General features: G+C 71.6%; 13 protein-coding genes and 1 pseudogene. 11 read left to right on the forward strand and 3 right to left on the reverse strand.

Annotated elements, in window-relative coordinates; all coding sequences use genetic code 11:
* The first annotated feature begins 2 nt into the window (after positions 1-2).
* Positions 3-1,892 (forward strand): BACON domain-containing protein, encoded by a 1,890-nt coding sequence (locus NRF20_RS25405; protein ID WP_413753315.1) that lies wholly within the window; start codon positions 3-5, stop codon positions 1,890-1,892.
* Positions 1,893-1,997: 105 nt separating this feature from the next.
* On the opposite strand, the gene NRF20_RS25410 is transcribed toward NRF20_RS25405, so the two are convergent.
* Positions 1,998-2,849, reverse strand: coding sequence for a hypothetical protein (locus tag NRF20_RS25410; RefSeq protein ID WP_398628056.1), 852 nt, complete (start codon positions 2,847-2,849; stop codon positions 1,998-2,000).
* A 40-nt stretch (positions 2,850-2,889) separates the two neighbouring features.
* Here NRF20_RS25410 and NRF20_RS25415 point away from each other — a divergent pair.
* The 4 genes and pseudogenes from NRF20_RS25415 to ilvD all read left to right on the forward strand — a co-directional run bounded on the left by NRF20_RS25415 (position 2,890) and on the right by ilvD (position 7,522).
* A pseudogene (locus NRF20_RS25415) lies at positions 2,890-3,842 on the forward strand (Ppx/GppA family phosphatase).
* 93 nt (positions 3,843-3,935) lie between these two features.
* Entirely contained in the window at positions 3,936-4,763 is an 828-nt protein-coding gene (locus NRF20_RS25420) for a sugar phosphate isomerase/epimerase family protein (protein ID WP_398628054.1), read from the forward strand.
* Positions 4,760-5,401 (forward strand): TetR family transcriptional regulator, encoded by a 642-nt coding sequence (locus NRF20_RS25425; RefSeq protein ID WP_398628053.1) that lies wholly within the window; start codon positions 4,760-4,762, stop codon positions 5,399-5,401. Before NRF20_RS25420 ends, NRF20_RS25425 begins: the two co-directional genes overlap by 4 nt.
* Before the next feature lie 270 nt (positions 5,402-5,671).
* Positions 5,672-7,522 carry a dihydroxy-acid dehydratase gene (gene ilvD, locus NRF20_RS25430; RefSeq protein WP_398628052.1) on the forward strand — a complete coding sequence of 617 codons (1,851 nt, stop codon included), beginning with the start codon at positions 5,672-5,674 and terminating at the stop codon, positions 7,520-7,522.
* Between the two features lie 57 nt (positions 7,523-7,579).
* On the opposite strand, the gene NRF20_RS25435 is transcribed toward ilvD, so the two are convergent.
* Entirely contained in the window at positions 7,580-9,811 is a 2,232-nt protein-coding gene (locus NRF20_RS25435) for a serine/threonine-protein kinase (RefSeq protein WP_413753316.1), read from the reverse strand.
* Between the two features lie 129 nt (positions 9,812-9,940).
* On the opposite strand from NRF20_RS25435, the gene NRF20_RS25440 reads away from it, so the two are divergent.
* The 6 genes from NRF20_RS25440 (at position 9,941) to proC (ending at position 14,441) form a co-directional block, all read left to right on the forward strand.
* The gene (locus NRF20_RS25440) at positions 9,941-10,267 is read left to right on the forward strand and encodes an SH3 domain-containing protein (protein WP_266360541.1); all 327 of its coding nucleotides are present in this window, start codon (positions 9,941-9,943) and stop codon (positions 10,265-10,267) included.
* A 105-nt stretch (positions 10,268-10,372) separates the two neighbouring features.
* On the forward strand, positions 10,373-10,927 hold the full coding sequence (locus tag NRF20_RS25445) for a hypothetical protein (protein WP_413753317.1): 555 nt from the start codon (positions 10,373-10,375) through the stop codon (positions 10,925-10,927).
* Between the two features lie 72 nt (positions 10,928-10,999).
* Positions 11,000-11,842, forward strand: coding sequence for a class I SAM-dependent methyltransferase (locus NRF20_RS25450; protein ID WP_413753318.1), 843 nt, complete (start codon positions 11,000-11,002; stop codon positions 11,840-11,842).
* Between the two features lie 159 nt (positions 11,843-12,001).
* A complete protein-coding gene (locus NRF20_RS25455; RefSeq protein ID WP_413753319.1) occupies positions 12,002-12,769 on the forward strand; it encodes an ABC transporter ATP-binding protein in 768 nt (255 codons plus the stop codon).
* Positions 12,766-13,539 carry an ABC transporter permease gene (locus tag NRF20_RS25460; RefSeq protein WP_398628047.1) on the forward strand — a complete coding sequence of 258 codons (774 nt, stop codon included), beginning with the start codon at positions 12,766-12,768 and terminating at the stop codon, positions 13,537-13,539. The genes NRF20_RS25455 and NRF20_RS25460 overlap by 4 nt, the downstream gene beginning before the upstream one ends.
* Before the next feature lie 92 nt (positions 13,540-13,631).
* The gene (gene proC / locus NRF20_RS25465) at positions 13,632-14,441 is read left to right on the forward strand and encodes a pyrroline-5-carboxylate reductase (protein ID WP_398628046.1); all 810 of its coding nucleotides are present in this window, start codon (positions 13,632-13,634) and stop codon (positions 14,439-14,441) included.
* Positions 14,442-14,444: 3 nt separating this feature from the next.
* On the opposite strand, the gene NRF20_RS25470 is transcribed toward proC, so the two are convergent.
* A complete protein-coding gene (locus tag NRF20_RS25470; RefSeq protein WP_398628045.1) occupies positions 14,445-15,032 on the reverse strand; it encodes a cysteine hydrolase family protein in 588 nt (195 codons plus the stop codon).
* Positions 15,033-15,056: the final 24 nt, after the last annotated feature.

Consider the following 15,056-nt stretch of genomic DNA (forward strand, 5'->3'; position numbering starts at 1 on the left):
AGGTGACGAGCAGCAGGCTGGAGCCCCCCACGCACACCACCGGCGCACACCGGGCGCGGCGCCGTGCGCCCCACTCCTCGGCGCAGCCTTCGCCGCAGCGGCTGCCTGCACGTTACGAGCCGCATCTCGATGGCCTGTTCACCTACTGCCTCTCCGTGCTCTGCGACCACGATGCCGCCACCGAGGCGCTCGGCGGTGTGCTCGCGATCGCGGAACGGCAGGACGGCCGGTGCCCGGCGGGTGAGGAGGAACGTAAATCCTGGCTGTATGCGCTGGCCAGATGGACGTGTCTGCGCAAGCTCGCCGAGCAGAGACAGGGCCGTCAGGCGCACCGCCACAATGCCGGGAAGCTGTCGGGAAGACGGTCGGCCAAGCAGGAGACGAAGCGCGAGGCGAAGCGGGCGGGGGGAGGGCCTCCGGGCAAGCAGCCGGGCGGGACGGCCACCCAGGGGGCGCGCGCGGGCCGCCGTACGTCCCCGGCCGTCGTCGCGAAGGCCACTGACGCCGCCCCGTTCACGCCGGGCGGCGCCCCGGCGGGCAACGCCCCCGAATCCGAAGCCGCCGCCGAGGCGCACCGCCGTGAACTCGCTCAGCTGGCCTGGCCGGAGGCCGCAGGCACCACCCCCGAACAGCGCGAAGCGCTCGAACTCGCCGTGCGTCACCGCCTCGCCCCGCGCGCGGTCGCCTCCGTCCTGGGCCTCGAACCGGCGACCGCCCGCGAGCTCCTGGCCGCCGCGGCCTGCGAGGTGGAACGCACCCGCGCAGCCCTCGCCGTCGTCGAGAGCGGCAACTGCCCCACCGTCGCCCGGCTCACCGGCGACCACCGTGTCCTGCTCTCCGCGACCCTGCGCCGCGAACTCGTCCGCCATGTCGACGACTGCCCCCGCTGTCGCCGGGCCGCCGAGCGGGCCGGCGCCGAGGGCCCCTGGCCGGGCGCGACCGTCACCCCGGCCGCCGCGCTGACGGTCGTCGAGGCGCCACGGCCCTCCGCATACGTCGCGATGGTCCACGCCCAGCGGAACCGGTCCGCCGGCCCGCGTTTCGACCGGGCGGGCTTCCCCATGGACCCGAAGGACCACGCCGCTCGCCGGGACCGGCTGCGGGCCAGGGTCGTGACGACGACGGTGGTGGCGACGGTCGTCGCCGCCCCGGTGATCGCGCTGTGGACGGCCTACCGCGGCGCGCCGCAGACCGGCGAGGGCCACGACGGCTCCTCGGTCACCGCGACCGAGACGGACGTCCGCCACGACTTCGACGGCACGCCGGACGGTCACTACGAGAACGCGGGCAATGCCCGTCCCCAGCCCGGCGCCCGCTTCAAGGACGGCCGCACCCCGGACGTCTCGGCCGAGGTGATCAGCTCGGGTCCGGTGCGCGGCGGCATCGGCGGGCTCACCGTCGAGGCCCGCTCGTCCGGCGGCACGACACTCATCCGCCTGACCGCCTCGGGCGGCGCACCCGTTGCCTGGTCGGCCCGCGCGAATGCGTCCTGGCTGCGCCTCAGCAGTTCCTCGGGCACGCTCGCCGCAGGCGCGAGCATCACGATCCGCGTCCTTGTGGACCACCTGCGGCAACCCGCCGGTCCCTGGAGCGCACGCATCGCCCTCGCCCCTTCCGGTTCGGTCGTGGCGATTTGGGGATCCGGGGCGACGGCACCGTCACCCGGCGGCCCCGGCCACCCGGGTACGGCCGACCCCTCCACCCCCTCGGGCCCGTCCGTACCGTCGGATCCGCCACCGTCCTCGCCGGATCCCACCCAGCCGACCGACCCGACGGACCCCACGCCGTCACCGTCGGACCCGTCCCCGACCGATCCGACGCCGTCCCCGGACCCGTCCGACTCCACGACCCCGACCGAACCGGGTACGGGCACCACCACACCGACGGGCTGAAACAGTCCGTCCGGGGCTGCGGCAGCCCGCGCGACGTACCGGCCGAGCCACCGGAAGGCACCTCAGCCGTCACATCCCAGTTGCTACGCCGTCACGCCTCAGCCGTCACGCCGGATCGACCGGATCCGCCGGGTGCGGCGCCATCGGCAGCAGCGAGGACAGGCGCTCCTCGCACAGCTCGACCAGCCGGTCGTACCCCTTCTTGCCCATCAGCTCGATGAGTTCCGGGCGGTACGACACGTACACCGGCTCCCCGGCCCCGTGCGCCGAGGTCGCCGATGTGCACCACCAGTGCAGATCGTGGCCGCCCGGACCCCAGCCCCTGCGGTCGTACTCGCCGATCGAGACCTGGAGCACACGCGTGTCGTCGGGCCGGTCGATCCAGTCGTACGTACGCCGGATCGGCAGCTGCCAGCAGACGTCCGGCTTGGTCTCCAGGGGCTCCTTGCCCTCCCGCAGCGCCAGGATGTGCAGCGAGCAGCCCGCGCCGGCCGCGAACCCCGGACGGTTCTGGAAGATGCACGAACCCTTCCAGCGCCGCGTCTGGCGTTCCCCGTCGTCGTCGACCTCGACCCAGCCCGTCTTGGTACCGACATCATGGAACTGCCACAGATCAGGGGTCAGCCGTGCGACATGGCTCGCCACCCGCTTCTCGTCGTCCTCGTCCGAGAAGTGCGCGCCGAGCGTGCAGCATCCGTCGTCCGCGCGGCCCGCCTGGATGCCCTGGCAGCCACTGCCGAAGATGCAGGTCCACCTGGACGTCAGCCAGGTCAGGTCGCAGCGGAAGATCTGTTCGTCGTCCGCGGGGTCCGGGAACTCGACCCAGGCGCGTGCGAAGTCGATCCCCGTCTCGTCTTCGGACCGGTTCGGCCCGTTCACTTCCTGCTGCTGCATCTCCTGCTTCGTTTTCTGCTTCTTCGTGATTTTGCCCGGCTTCGCCTTTTTCGTCTTTGGCACGCGCCAAGAGTAAGTCCGTAGGCCCGGTAGCGTTCCTGGTATGAGACTCGGAGTCCTCGACGTGGGTTCGAACACGGTGCATCTGCTGGTGGTGGACGCGCACCCCGGCGCCCGCCCGCTGCCCGCGCACTCGCACAAGGCGGAGCTGCGCCTGGCCGAACTTCTCGACGGGGACGGGGCGATCGGCCCCGACGGTGTGGACCGGCTCGTGGCGACGATCACCGATGCGCTCCAGGCCGCCGAGGACAAGGGGTGCGAGGACGTTCTGCCGTTCGCCACATCCGCGGTACGGGAGGCGAGCAACGCCGACCAGGTGATGGCCCGGGTGCGGGACGAGACGGGCATCGACCTCGCCGTCCTCAGCGGTGCGGAGGAGGCCCGGCTCACCTTCCTCGCCGCGCGCCGCTGGTTCGGATGGTCGGCGGGGCGGCTGCTGGTCCTGGACATCGGGGGCGGCTCGCTGGAGATCGCGTACGGCATGGACGAGGAGCCGGACGCCGCGGTGTCGCTGCCGCTCGGGGCCGGCTCACCGCCGGGTGGCTGCCGGGCGATCCGCCGGACCCGGCGGAGGCGAAGGCGCTGCGCCGCCATGTGCGGGCCAGGATCGCCCGGAGCGTCGGGGAATTCACCCGCCTCGGGCGCCCGGATCATGTCGTCGGCACCTCCAAGACCTTCAAGCAGCTCGCCAGGATCGCGGGCGCCGCACGCTCCACCGACGGCCTGTACGTGCAGCGCGTCCTCACCCGCAAGGCGCTGGAGGAGTGGGTGCCGAAGCTGGCCGCGATGACGGCCGAGCAGCGCGGCACCCTGCCCGGGGTCTCCGAGGGCCGGGCCGCGCAGCTGCTGGCCGGGGCGCTGGTGGCGGAGGGGGCCATGGATCTGTTCGGGGTCGAAGAGCTGGAGATCTGCCCCTGGGCGCTGCGCGAGGGCGTCATCCTGCGCCGTCTGGACCACATGCCGACGGAGCCGACGGAGCAGGCCGCGCCGAGCTGAGCACCGCCGGGGCGGCCGGCAGCGCGCCATGGCCCTCCTCACTTTCCGCCCGGGTCTCTCGGCGCGGCGTCACACTGCCCGTACGCTGTCCCAGTGGCAGAACCAGTGGTGCGCATCCCGGATGCGAAGGTCGCCCTGTCGACGGCTTCCGTCTACCCGGAGTCGACGGCGACGGCCTTCGAGATCGCCGCGCGTCTTGGTTACGACGGTGTCGAGATCATGGTGTGGACCGACCCCGTCAGCCAGGACATCGAGGCGTTGCGACGGCTCTCGGACTACCACCAGGTGCCGATCCTGGCCGTCCACGCGCCCTGTCTGCTGATCACGCAGCGCGTCTGGTCCACCGATCCGTGGGTGAAGCTCCAGCGTGCCCGTGCCGCCGCTGAGAAGCTCGGGGCGACGACCGTCGTCGTCCACCCGCCGTTTCGTTGGCAGCGCAACTACGCGCGCGACTTCGTCACCGGGATCTGGCGCATGGCGGACGAGACGGATGTGCGGTTCGCCGTCGAGAACATGTACCCCTGGCGCTACCGGGACCGCGAGATGCTGGCGTACGCCCCCGACTGGGACGTCACCAACGACGACTACCGCCACTTCACTGTGGACCTGTCGCACACCGCGACGGCCCGCACGGACGGCATGGCGATGGTCGACCGGATGGGCGATCGGCTCGCCCACATCCATCTCGCCGACGGCAAGGGCTCCAACAAGGACGAGCACCTGGTGCCCGGCCGCGGCGACCAGCCCTGCGCCGAACTCCTGGAACACCTGGCCCGTACCGGCTTCGGCGGCCATGTCGTCATCGAGGTCAACACCCGCCGCGCCATGTCCACCGCCGAACGCGAGGCCGACCTGGCGGAGGCGCTGGCCTTCACCCGGCTCCACCTGGCGTCGTCCTCGGCCGAGGCGCCGCGCCCATGACCGGTGGCCACACCGATCCCACTGATCCCACCGGCCCCGCCCCCAAGCGCCGCGGCCGCCCCTCCCGTACGGCCGGGACCACCGGCCCCGACGCCCGCACCCGCATCCTGGAGGCGGCCCGCACCGAGTTCGCGGAGCGCGGCTACGACAAGACGTCGATCCGGGGCATCGCCAAGGCGGCAGGCGTCGACTCCGCCCTCGTCCACCACTACTTCGGTACGAAGGACGAGGTCTTCGCGGCCGCCATCGAGCTCTCCTTCGAGCCGGCCCTGGTGATTCCGGCCATCCTCGGCAGCGGCACGGACGGCTTGGGGGAGCGGCTGGCCCGCTACTTCATCGCCGTATGGGAGAACCCGGCGTCCAGGGCACCCCTGCTGGCGATCATGCGGTCCGCACTGACGCACGAGGCGGCGGCGAAGGTCCTCCGCGGCTTCGTCCTGCGCCGCCTCCTGGAACGCATCGCGGAGGCACTGGACGTACCGGACGCGACGTTCCGCGCGGAACTGGCTGCCTCGCACATGCTCGGGATCGCGATGCTGCGCTACGTCATCCGGGCGGAACCACTTGCTTCGGCGCCCCCGGAGAAGATCATCGAGATGGTGGCACCGACACTGCAGCGCTACCTGACGGAACCCTGACACTTCAGCCTCGTCGGCTACCCCTCAGCTACATCCAGCCCCTTCGGCACTTGAGGAGCGAGGTCCGGGGCGGAGCCCCGGTTCCGGGAAGGGGCGGGAAGGCGGCCGGCCCCCCGCGGCGGCCCACTCGCCGTGCACCTCCCACCGCACCCTCGATTCCCCGGCCCACCCACCGAGCACCCCATCCCGCATACCGGACACCGTGTCCAGATCTTGGAGCCGGAGGCGTAGGCTCGGAAGCAGTCTTTTCTGTCGAAGGAGCGAGAGACGATGCCCCAGCTGAGGTCCCGCACTGTCACCCACGGCCGCAACATGGCGGGCGCCCGCGCCCTTATGCGGGCCTCGGGCGTAGCGAGCGAGGACATCGGCAAGCCGATCATCGCTGTGGCCAACTCCTTCACCGAGTTCGTCCCCGGCCACACCCACCTCGCCCCGGTGGGCAGGATCGTCTCCGACGCCATCAGGGCCGCAGGCGCCGTTCCCCGCGAGTTCAACACCATCGCCGTCGACGACGGCATCGCGATGGGCCACGCCGGGATGCTCTACTCGCTCCCCTCCCGCGACCTGATCGCCGACTCCGTCGAGTACATGGTCGAGGCGCACTGCGCGGACGCGCTGATCTGCATCTCCAACTGCGACAAGATCACGCCCGGCATGCTGATGGCCGCGATGCGCATGAACATCCCGACGGTCTTCGTCTCCGGCGGCCCGATGGAGGCCGGCCAGGCCACCCTCGTCGACGGCACGGTCCGCAAGCTCGACCTGATCAACGCGATCAGCGACGCCGTCAACGAGAACGTCTCGGACGAGGACATCCTCCGTATCGAGGAGAACGCCTGTCCCACCTGCGGCAGCTGTTCCGGCATGTTCACCGCCAACTCGATGAACTGCCTGACCGAGGTCCTCGGCCTCTCCCTCCCCGGTAATGGCTCCGTCCTCGCCACCCACACCGCCCGCAAGGCGCTGTACGAGGACGCCGGCCGCACGGTCGTAGAGATCACCAAGCGCTACTACGAGCAGGACGACGCGACAGTCCTGCCGCGCTCCATCGGCACCCGCGCCGCGTTCGACAACGCGATGGCGCTGGACATCGCCATGGGCGGCTCCACCAACACGATCCTGCACCTGCTCGCCGCAGCGCAGGAGGCCGAGCTCGCCTACGACCTCGAAGACATCAACGAGGTCTCGCGCCGCGTCCCCTGCCTGTCGAAGGTTGCGCCCAACGTGGCCCCCGGCGGCACCTACTACATGGAGGACGTCCACCGGGCGGGCGGCGTCCCGGCCATCCTCGGTGAGCTCTACCGCGGCGGTCTGCTCAACGAGGACGTGCACTCGGTGCACTCCGCCACCCTCGGCGAGTGGCTGAAGAACTGGGACGTCCGGGGCGGCTCCCCGTCCCCCGAGGCCGTCGAACTGTGGCACGCGGCCCCCGGATGCGTGCGTTCGGCGACGGCCTTCTCGCAGTCCGAGCGCTGGGACACCCTCGACCTGGACGCGGCGGGCGGCTGCATCCGCGACCTGGAGCACGCGTACTCCAAGGACGGCGGCCTCGCGGTCCTCAAGGGGAATCTCGCCGAGGACGGCTGCGTCGTGAAGACGGCGGGCGTCGACGAGTCGATCTGGACCTTCGAGGGCCCGGCGGTCGTCTGCGAGTCGCAGGACGAGGCCGTCGACAAGATCCTCCGTAAGGAGATCAAGGAGGGCGACGTCGTCGTCATCCGTTACGAGGGTCCGCGCGGCGGTCCCGGCATGCAGGAGATGCTCTACCCCACCTCCTTCCTGAAGGGCCGAGGCCTCGGCAAGAGCTGTGCGCTCGTCACCGACGGTCGCTTCTCCGGTGGCACGTCGGGCCTGTCGATCGGCCACGCATCGCCGGAGGCGGCGTCGGGCGGCACGATCGCGCTGGTCGAGGACGGCGACCGGATCAGGATCGACATCCCGAACCGCTCGATCGAGCTCCTCGTTCCCGAAGCCGAGCTGACCACCCGCCGCGAGGCGCTGAACGGCGTGTACGCGCCGAAGGACCGCGACCGCAAGGTCAGCGCGGCGCTGCGCGCGTACGCGGCGATGGCGACGAGCGCGGACCGGGGTGCGGTGCGGGACGTGTCCAGGCTCGGCTGAACAAGGCTGAACAAGGCTGACCGAGGCAGCCGCGAACGCTGCCGCCGGACCCCGCTCTCACCAGTGAGCGGGGTCCTGTCCGTCGACGGCGAACACGGACCCGTCGGGCGCGGTACCGAAGACGGTCCGGCCGGCGGCGACAGGGGCGGGCAGCGCCGACGCGTACGTGAGCTTCCCGTCCCGGAGCCGGGGGCTCGTCTGGCCCAGCAGCGTTCCGCGCTCGGTGTCCACGGCGAGCAGCCGCCCGTCCGCCGCCGAGAAGTAAAGCCGGTTCCCGGTGGCGAGAACGGGCGCCGACGTCCGCCCGGCAGCGGTCTCCAGCTGCCAGCGAACAGCCCCGTCGCCTGCCGGGCGCGTGTCTACGGCGACCAGGGTCCCGCCGTGCGCCAGCAGATACGCGGTGTCCCCGCCCATCACGACCTCCGGTTCGTTCATCCGGAACGGCAGCGCCACCCGTGCGACGTGCTTGCGTTCCGGGTCGTAGCGGACGAGCCCGACGGTCTGGGCGTCCCCGTTCATGGACGTCAGGACGAGCGCACCGTCCGAGGTCCCCACCGGAGTGAGCATTCCGTCCAGCCGCCGCTGCCATGCCGCGTGCCCCGTTGCCGCATCGACGGCCGTGACCAGCGTCGTGGACCCGTAGGCCGAGTGCTCGAAGGCGTAGGCCAGCCCCGATCCTTCGTCGTACAGCGCGTAGTCCGGCCGCTGGTGCCCGGTGAGCGGATGCCGCCAGAGGGACACGCCGGTCGCGGAGTCGAGCGCTTCGGTCGTGCCGTCCTCACTGACCAGCAGCAGCGTGTCACCCGCGGCGAAGGGGGCGCCGAGATACGGGGAGAGATCAGCGTCCCAGACCTGTTCGCCCTTGGCGGGGTCGTACGCCCGGAGCTTCCCGCCCGGCACCGCCGTATGCACCAGACCGCCGGAGACCGACACCACGCCGACCGACGGGGTGTCCCCGGCGGGACCGTGACGGGACCACAGCACCCGGCCGTCCGCGGGATCCAACCGGGCGGCGCCGATACCGCCCGCCGCGCAGTACAGCGCCGCGGGCGGGCCGGATGCCTCCTCGCCGGCACCGCCCGCCGAGGAACAGACCGGCGTGGAGCTGCCCGAGGCCGGCAGCGGCGTCCGCCACGGCGCGAACGCCGCTGCCGAGCCCTTGGTGCCGCCTGACTCACCCGACTCACCGGACCCTTCCGACTCACCCGAGCCACCTGAGTCGCCCACCACCCCGGCAGCCCACACCCCACCGGCACCCATGACGAGCAGCGCCGCAACGGATGCCAGCCACCGCCGCTTGCCGGCACCGCTCGCGGTCGCCTTCCTGCCCCGCGCCGCCGCGCCCGCGCCTGCATGCGTGTCCGCATCCGCACCCGCCCCCGGCGCGCTCTCCGGCCCCGACACCGCCGGAGCTTCGACAGCACCCGGCCGCCGTTGCGACGGTATGAACGCGGCGGCGTCGTACGAAGGAGGGCGCAGCGCCGCCATGATGTCGTCCGGAGTGGGCCGCTCCGCAGGGTCCTTCGCCAGGCACTGGCCGATCAGCGGCGCCAGATCGGTCGGCACCCCCGCCAGATCGGCCTCGTCGTGCACCACCTGGTAGGCCACGATGTACGGGCTGTCGGAGTCGAAGGGCCCCCGGCCGGTCGCCGCATGGACGAGCACGGCCCCCAGGGCGAACACGTCCGCGGCGGGCCCGACTTCACGCGGCCGCTGGAACTGCTCGGGCGCCATGTACGGCGGCGAGCCGATCAGCTTGCCCGTCTCGGTGCGCAGATCGCTGTCGTACGGCCGGGAGATCCCGAAGTCGATGACCTTGGGCCCGGAGTCGGAGAGCAGCACATTGCTCGGCTTGAGGTCGCGGTGGATCACCCCGGCCCGATGGATGTCGCGCAGCGCCTCGGCAAGTCCCGCCGTCAGCCTGCGCAGTTCGGCGGGGGCCATCGGCCCGTTCCGCTTCACCTGGTCGGAGAGCGTGGGGCCGGGCACGTACAGAGTGGCCATCCACGGCCGTGCGGCGTCCGGATCGGCATCGACGACCGGTGCCGTGAAGGCCCCGCTGACCCGCCTCGCCGCCCCGACCTCCTGCCGGAAGCGTGCCCTGAACTCAGGGTCTGCCGAATAGTGCCGGTGCACCACCTTGACGGCGAGCTGCAGCCCCGAGGTGGAGCGTGCCAGGTGTACGACGCCCATGCCGCCCGCGCCGAGACATGCCTCAAGGCGGTAATGACCGGCGTACTCCGGATGCTCCGCTTCCGGATTGGCTCCGGTACCTCGCAGCGGCGGCATCGCCCACCCCCGTGTGTTCGTCCGCAAGCGCGACGCACGGAGCCTAGTCGATGGTGCGTGCGAAACGGGCGGGGCTTGTAGCCTGCGCGTCGTACACACCGTCTCTCAACGGGGGAGGGCCTCACGGCCATGGAAGAGCACACCGACATCACCACCGGCACCACCGACGCGGCCGAGGACGTGGCCGCGCTCGCCGGCACCGACGACGTCACCAGGTACCCCATCGCACCGGGCTACCGGGTCAACGTCCGCACGGGACCGGGCACCCAGTACGGCATCGTCAGGACGCTTCCGTACGGAATGAAGGTTCCGGTCTACTGCCAGAAGCCGGGGGAGCGGGTCACCGGCCCGTACGGCACCTCGAACCTCTGGGACAACATCGCCAACGGCCAGTTCGTGGCGGACGTCTACGTCCACACGGGCAGCGACGGCTACATCGCCCCGCGCTGCGACTGACCGGGACCGCGACCGGGACCGGGACCGTGACGGGACGGCGATCGGGACTGTGACGGGGACGACGATCGGGACCGGGACCGGGACCGCCCGGGGATAATCGACCCCGTGAGCGAGAACAGCGAAGCCCCCGGCCCCGGCGCCATGCCCGGCAGCACTGCGCCCGGCTCCACCACGCCCGGCCCGCAGCCCGAGCCCCTGCTCTTCTTCGGTACGACCTGGGTCGACCACGACGGGGGCTACGGGCTGCGACGCGTCGGGGCGGCGGTGGGCTCCCTCGCGGCCGCGGTCGCCGCCTGCTTCGTACTCCGCTTCGCCTTCCAGGGACTGGAGATCGCCGACGTCGGCAACCTCGTCGGCATCCTGGTCGTCCTGATGTTCGCCATCTGCAGCGCCATCGCCTTCCGTAAGACGTGGGAAGGCTTCAGCCGCCGCCCGGCCGATCCGGCGCGCGAGGCCAATCTGCGCGGCCTCAAGACCATCGGCTTCGTCGGCTCACTGATTGCGTACTTCCTCCGTACGTTCAAGGAGGCACCGGGCGAGCAACTGCGCCGTACTGAGTACGAGACGGCCCTGGCCCGCTACGCGAAGCGCCGCTCGGCCCGCACCGGAAACCCGGCCTCCCGCAAGACCACCAAGGGAAAGCGACCCAAGCGCAAGTAGCGCGGCCCCACGAGCGCGGGTCAAGCCCCGCGAGCACCGGCGCAAGGCCCCCGCGCGGGCCACGATGGCCCCATGCTTCCTTCCGGCTCCGGCTCCCACTCCGATTTCCGGGCAGGCACCTCCTCACCTGCCTCCCCGGCCCCACCCCGCGCCCTCTCCTTCGACCGCGCAGCCGCCCAGTACGCCGCGGCCCGCCCCGGCTACCCGCCCGCCCTCTTCGACACCGTCGAGGAACTGGCCGGCCGCCCCCTGCGTGGCGCCCGCACCATCGACGTCGGCGCGGGCACGGGTATCTCCACCCGACTTCTCCACGACCGGGGCGCGCGGGTCACCGCAGTCGAACCGGGCCCCGGCATGGCGGAAGAACTGCACCGGGCACTCCCGTACGTGCCGATCGTGCGCGGCGACGGCAACCGCCTCCCCATCGCCACCGCATCGGCCGATCTGATCACGTATGCCCAGTCCTGGCACTGGACCGACCGGAACCGCGCCACCCCCGAGGCCCTGCGCGTACTGCGCCCCGGCGGCGCACTCGCCCTCTGGTGGAATGTCTCCGACCACTCCGTCCCCTGGATCGCCGAGCAGGACGCCCGCCTCCGCCGCTTCTTCGGTGCCGACGAGGGCGCCCACGGCTCGCCCGTCCGCTCCCGCCATCTGCCGTCCGAGCTCGGCTTCGTGCACCGCACGGTGCCCTGGACCCGACGGGTGTCCCTCGACACCCACCTCGCCAACCTCGGCAGCCACTCCGCCTTCCTCGTCCTCGGTGAGGAACCCACGCACCGATTCCTCGACGAGGAGCTCGACCGGCTGGCGGAGCTCTTCCCGGACGGCACGGTCGAGGAGAGTTACGTGGTCGACCTGAGCGTGGCGATCCGCCCGGGCTCGACCCCGGCCCCACCCCCACCGCGCTCCTGATCCGCACGCCGAAGGGCCTCACACGCCTCCCGCTCCGCGGCCCGGCCCTGAAGGGCCGCGGCGCATGCGTGGTCGGTGTGGTGCAGCCCGCTGAGGTCCAGCACGACGGCCCGGTCGTGCTCTTGACGGACAGACATCGCCAGGATCAAAATTCATCACATGATGAATTCTCCGGGTGTCGCCATCGAGGCCCGCGGCCTCACCGTCGCGCGAGGCAACCGCACCGTCCTCCGCGACCTTGACTTCACCGTCGAACCCGGCAGGATCACCGGCCTCCTGGGCCCCTCCGGCTGCGGCAAATCCACCCTGATGCGTGCCGTCGTGGGCACCCAGGCCAAGGTCACGGGCACCCTCGACGTGCTCGGCAGCCCCGCAGGACACCCCACCCTCCGCCCGCGCATCGGGTACGTCACCCAGGCCCCGTCCGTCTACACCGACCTGACAGTCCGGCAGAACCTCGACTACTTCGCGGCGATCCTCCAGCCGGGCCGCCGCCACCGGGACGCCCGCCGCGCCGCCGTCGCCCGCGCGATCGCCGAGGTCGACCTGTCCGGCCACGCCGACGCGCTGGCCGGCACCCTCTCCGGCGGCCAGCTCACCCGTGTCTCCCTCGCCGTGGCCCTGCTCGGTACCCCCGAACTCCTGGTCCTCGACGAACCGACCGTCGGTCTGGACCCGGTACTCCGCCGGGACCTGTGGAACCTCTTCCACGCCCTCGCCGCCGACCGCGGCACCACACTCCTCGTCTCCTCCCACGTCATGGACGAGGCCGAGCGCTGCCACCGGCTGCTTCTCATGCGCGAGGGCGAGATCCTCGCCGATGACACCCCCGAGGCGCTGCGCACCGCCGCCCACGCCGCCACCGTCGAAGAGGCGTTTCTCCACCTGGTCGACGAAGCCGCCACCCGTCAGGAGACCGTCCGATGAGCACCCCGCAGCCCCACCCGGCCGCACCACCCCTCAGCCCCGCCCGCACGCTCGCCACCGCCGCCCGCGTTCTGCGCCAGCTGACCCACGACCCCCGCACCGTCGCGCTGCTCCTCCTGATCCCGGTCGTGATGATCACGCTGCTCCGGTACGTGTTCGACGGCAGCCCCCGCACCTTCGACGCCATCGGCGCCTCGCTCCTCGGCATCTTCCCGCTGATCACGATGTTCCTGGTGACCTCGATCGCCACCCTGCGCGAACGCACCTCCGGCACCCTCGAACGCCTCCTCGCCATGCCGCTCGGCAAGGGCGACCTGATCGGCGGCTATGCCCTGGCCTTCGGCGCCGTCGCGATCGTCCAGTCCCTCCTGGCCACCGCACTCTCGGTCTGGGTGCTCGGCCTGGACGTCACCGGCTCACCGTGGCTGCTGCTCCTGGTCGCCGTGCTCGACGCCCTGCTCGGCACGGCACTGGGCCTCTTCGTCTCCGCCTTCGCCGCATCCGAGTTCCAGGCCGTCCAGTTCATGCCGGCCGTGATCTTCCCGCAGCTCCTGCTCTGCGGACTGTTCATCGCACGCGACCGGATGGCGCCCGTCCTCGAAGCCATCTCGAACGTCCTGCCCATGTCGTACGCGGTCGACGGCATGAACGAGGTCCTCCACCACACCGACGTCACCGGCGACTTCATCCGCGACGTCCTGGTCGTCGCGGGCTGCGCCCTGCTCGTCCTCACCCTCGGCGCGGCCACGCTCCGCCGACGTACCGCCTGACCGGCCCCGGTGCGAGGATGACGGACACGAGCACCGAGAACCGTCAGCACGACGCACCGAGAACCGCGAGCACCGCCCGGAGGGTGAACCGCATGACCCAGACAGTTGCAGTCCTCGGCACCGGCAAAATCGGCGAGGCCCTGCTCAGCGGCATGATCCGGGCAGGCTGGCGCCCGGCGAACCTGCTGGTCACCACCCGCCGCTCCGAGCGTGCCGAGGAACTCCACAGCCGCTACGGCGTCGATTCCGTCACCAACGCCGAGGCCGCCAAGCGCGCCGACATCCTCATCCTCGCGGTCAAGCCCCAGGACATGGGCCGGCTCCTGGACGAGCTCGCCGAACACGTCACCGCTGACCGCCTGGTCATCAGCGCTGCCGCAGGCATCACAACCGCCTTCATCGAGGACCGCCTCGCCGCGAGTACCCCGGTCGTACGCGTCATGCCGAACACCCCCGTCCTCGTCGACGAGGGCATGTCCGTCATCTCCGCGGGCAGCCACGCCACCACCGAACACCTCGCCACCGCCGAGGCGATCTTCGGCGGCGTCGGCAAGACCCTGCGCGTCCCCGAGTCCCAGCAGGACGCGGCCACCGCCCTCTCCGGGTCGGGGCCGGCGTACTTCTACTTCCTCGTCGAGGCGATGACCGACGCGGGCATCCTGCTCGGCCTGCCCCGCGCCCAGGCCCACGACCTGATCGTCCAGGCCGCCATCGGCGCCGCCGTGATGCTCCGCGACAGCGGCGAACATCCGGTCAAGCTGCGCGAAGCCGTCACCAGCCCGGCCGGTACCACCATCAGCGCCATCCGCGAGCTGGAGAACCACGGCGTACGAGCTGCCCTCATCGCCGCCCTCGAAGCAGCCCGCGACCGCAGCCGCGAGCTGGCCTCGGGCAACGGCTGACTCTCACTTCCCGGCGGCAGCCACCAGCTCCGCACTGCGCACCACCTTCGCGAAACCGCCGCCGTGCAACGACACGGCGGTGGCCCGCGCCAGCTCGTCCGCGCTCAGCACCCACCCCCACGGCCCGACCCCGTCGAAGGTGTACGTCGCATCCAGCGCGAAGAACACCTCATACCCGAGGTTCCCTCCCATCCGCGCCGTCGTCTCCGCGCACATATTGGTCTGGATCCCGGCCACCACGATCTGCCGCACCCCGCCCCGATCCAGCCACGCCCCGAGATCGGGCGCCCCGTAGAAGGCGGAGTTCACGCTCTTCGTCAGCAACAGCTCGGGCCCACCGCCCTTCCCCCGCCGCTCCTCCACGTACCCCTTGAAGCCGTTGCCCGGCTGCCCCACCCGCAACGGCGAATCCGGCTTGGGCGAGTCATGCCGTACGAACACCACGGGCCGTCCACTCGCCTGCCAGGCATCGATCAGCCCCGCAATGTTCCGATCGGCCCCGGGATTGTTCCGCGGCCCCCAGTACGCCTCCTCCTCAAAACCTTCCTGTACGTCCACCACGACCAGTGCTGCGTTGTCTGCGATCTCCATACGAACGATGCTGCCGCGCCGCAC

The organism is Streptomyces sp. R-74717 (assembly GCF_047305335.1).
Classification (GTDB): Bacteria; Actinomycetota; Actinomycetes; order Streptomycetales; family Streptomycetaceae; genus Streptomyces; species Streptomyces atratus.

Coding starts and splice junctions, on each gene's coding strand:
- NRF20_RS25425 (WP_398628053.1), top strand. CDS start 4,760: ATGACCGGTGGCCACACCGATCCCACTGATCCCACCGGCCCCGCCCCC.
- NRF20_RS25450 (WP_413753318.1), top strand. CDS start 11,000: ATGCTTCCTTCCGGCTCCGGCTCCCACTCCGATTTCCGGGCAGGCACC.
- NRF20_RS25435 (WP_413753316.1), bottom strand. CDS start 9,811: ATGCCGCCGCTGCGAGGTACCGGAGCCAATCCGGAAGCGGAGCATCCG.
- NRF20_RS25470 (WP_398628045.1), bottom strand. CDS start 15,032: ATGGAGATCGCAGACAACGCAGCACTGGTCGTGGTGGACGTACAGGAA.
- proC (WP_398628046.1), top strand. CDS start 13,632: ATGACCCAGACAGTTGCAGTCCTCGGCACCGGCAAAATCGGCGAGGCC.
- NRF20_RS25455 (WP_413753319.1), top strand. CDS start 12,002: ATGATGAATTCTCCGGGTGTCGCCATCGAGGCCCGCGGCCTCACCGTC.
- NRF20_RS25440 (WP_266360541.1), top strand. CDS start 9,941: ATGGAAGAGCACACCGACATCACCACCGGCACCACCGACGCGGCCGAG.
- NRF20_RS25460 (WP_398628047.1), top strand. CDS start 12,766: ATGAGCACCCCGCAGCCCCACCCGGCCGCACCACCCCTCAGCCCCGCC.
- ilvD (WP_398628052.1), top strand. CDS start 5,672: ATGCCCCAGCTGAGGTCCCGCACTGTCACCCACGGCCGCAACATGGCG.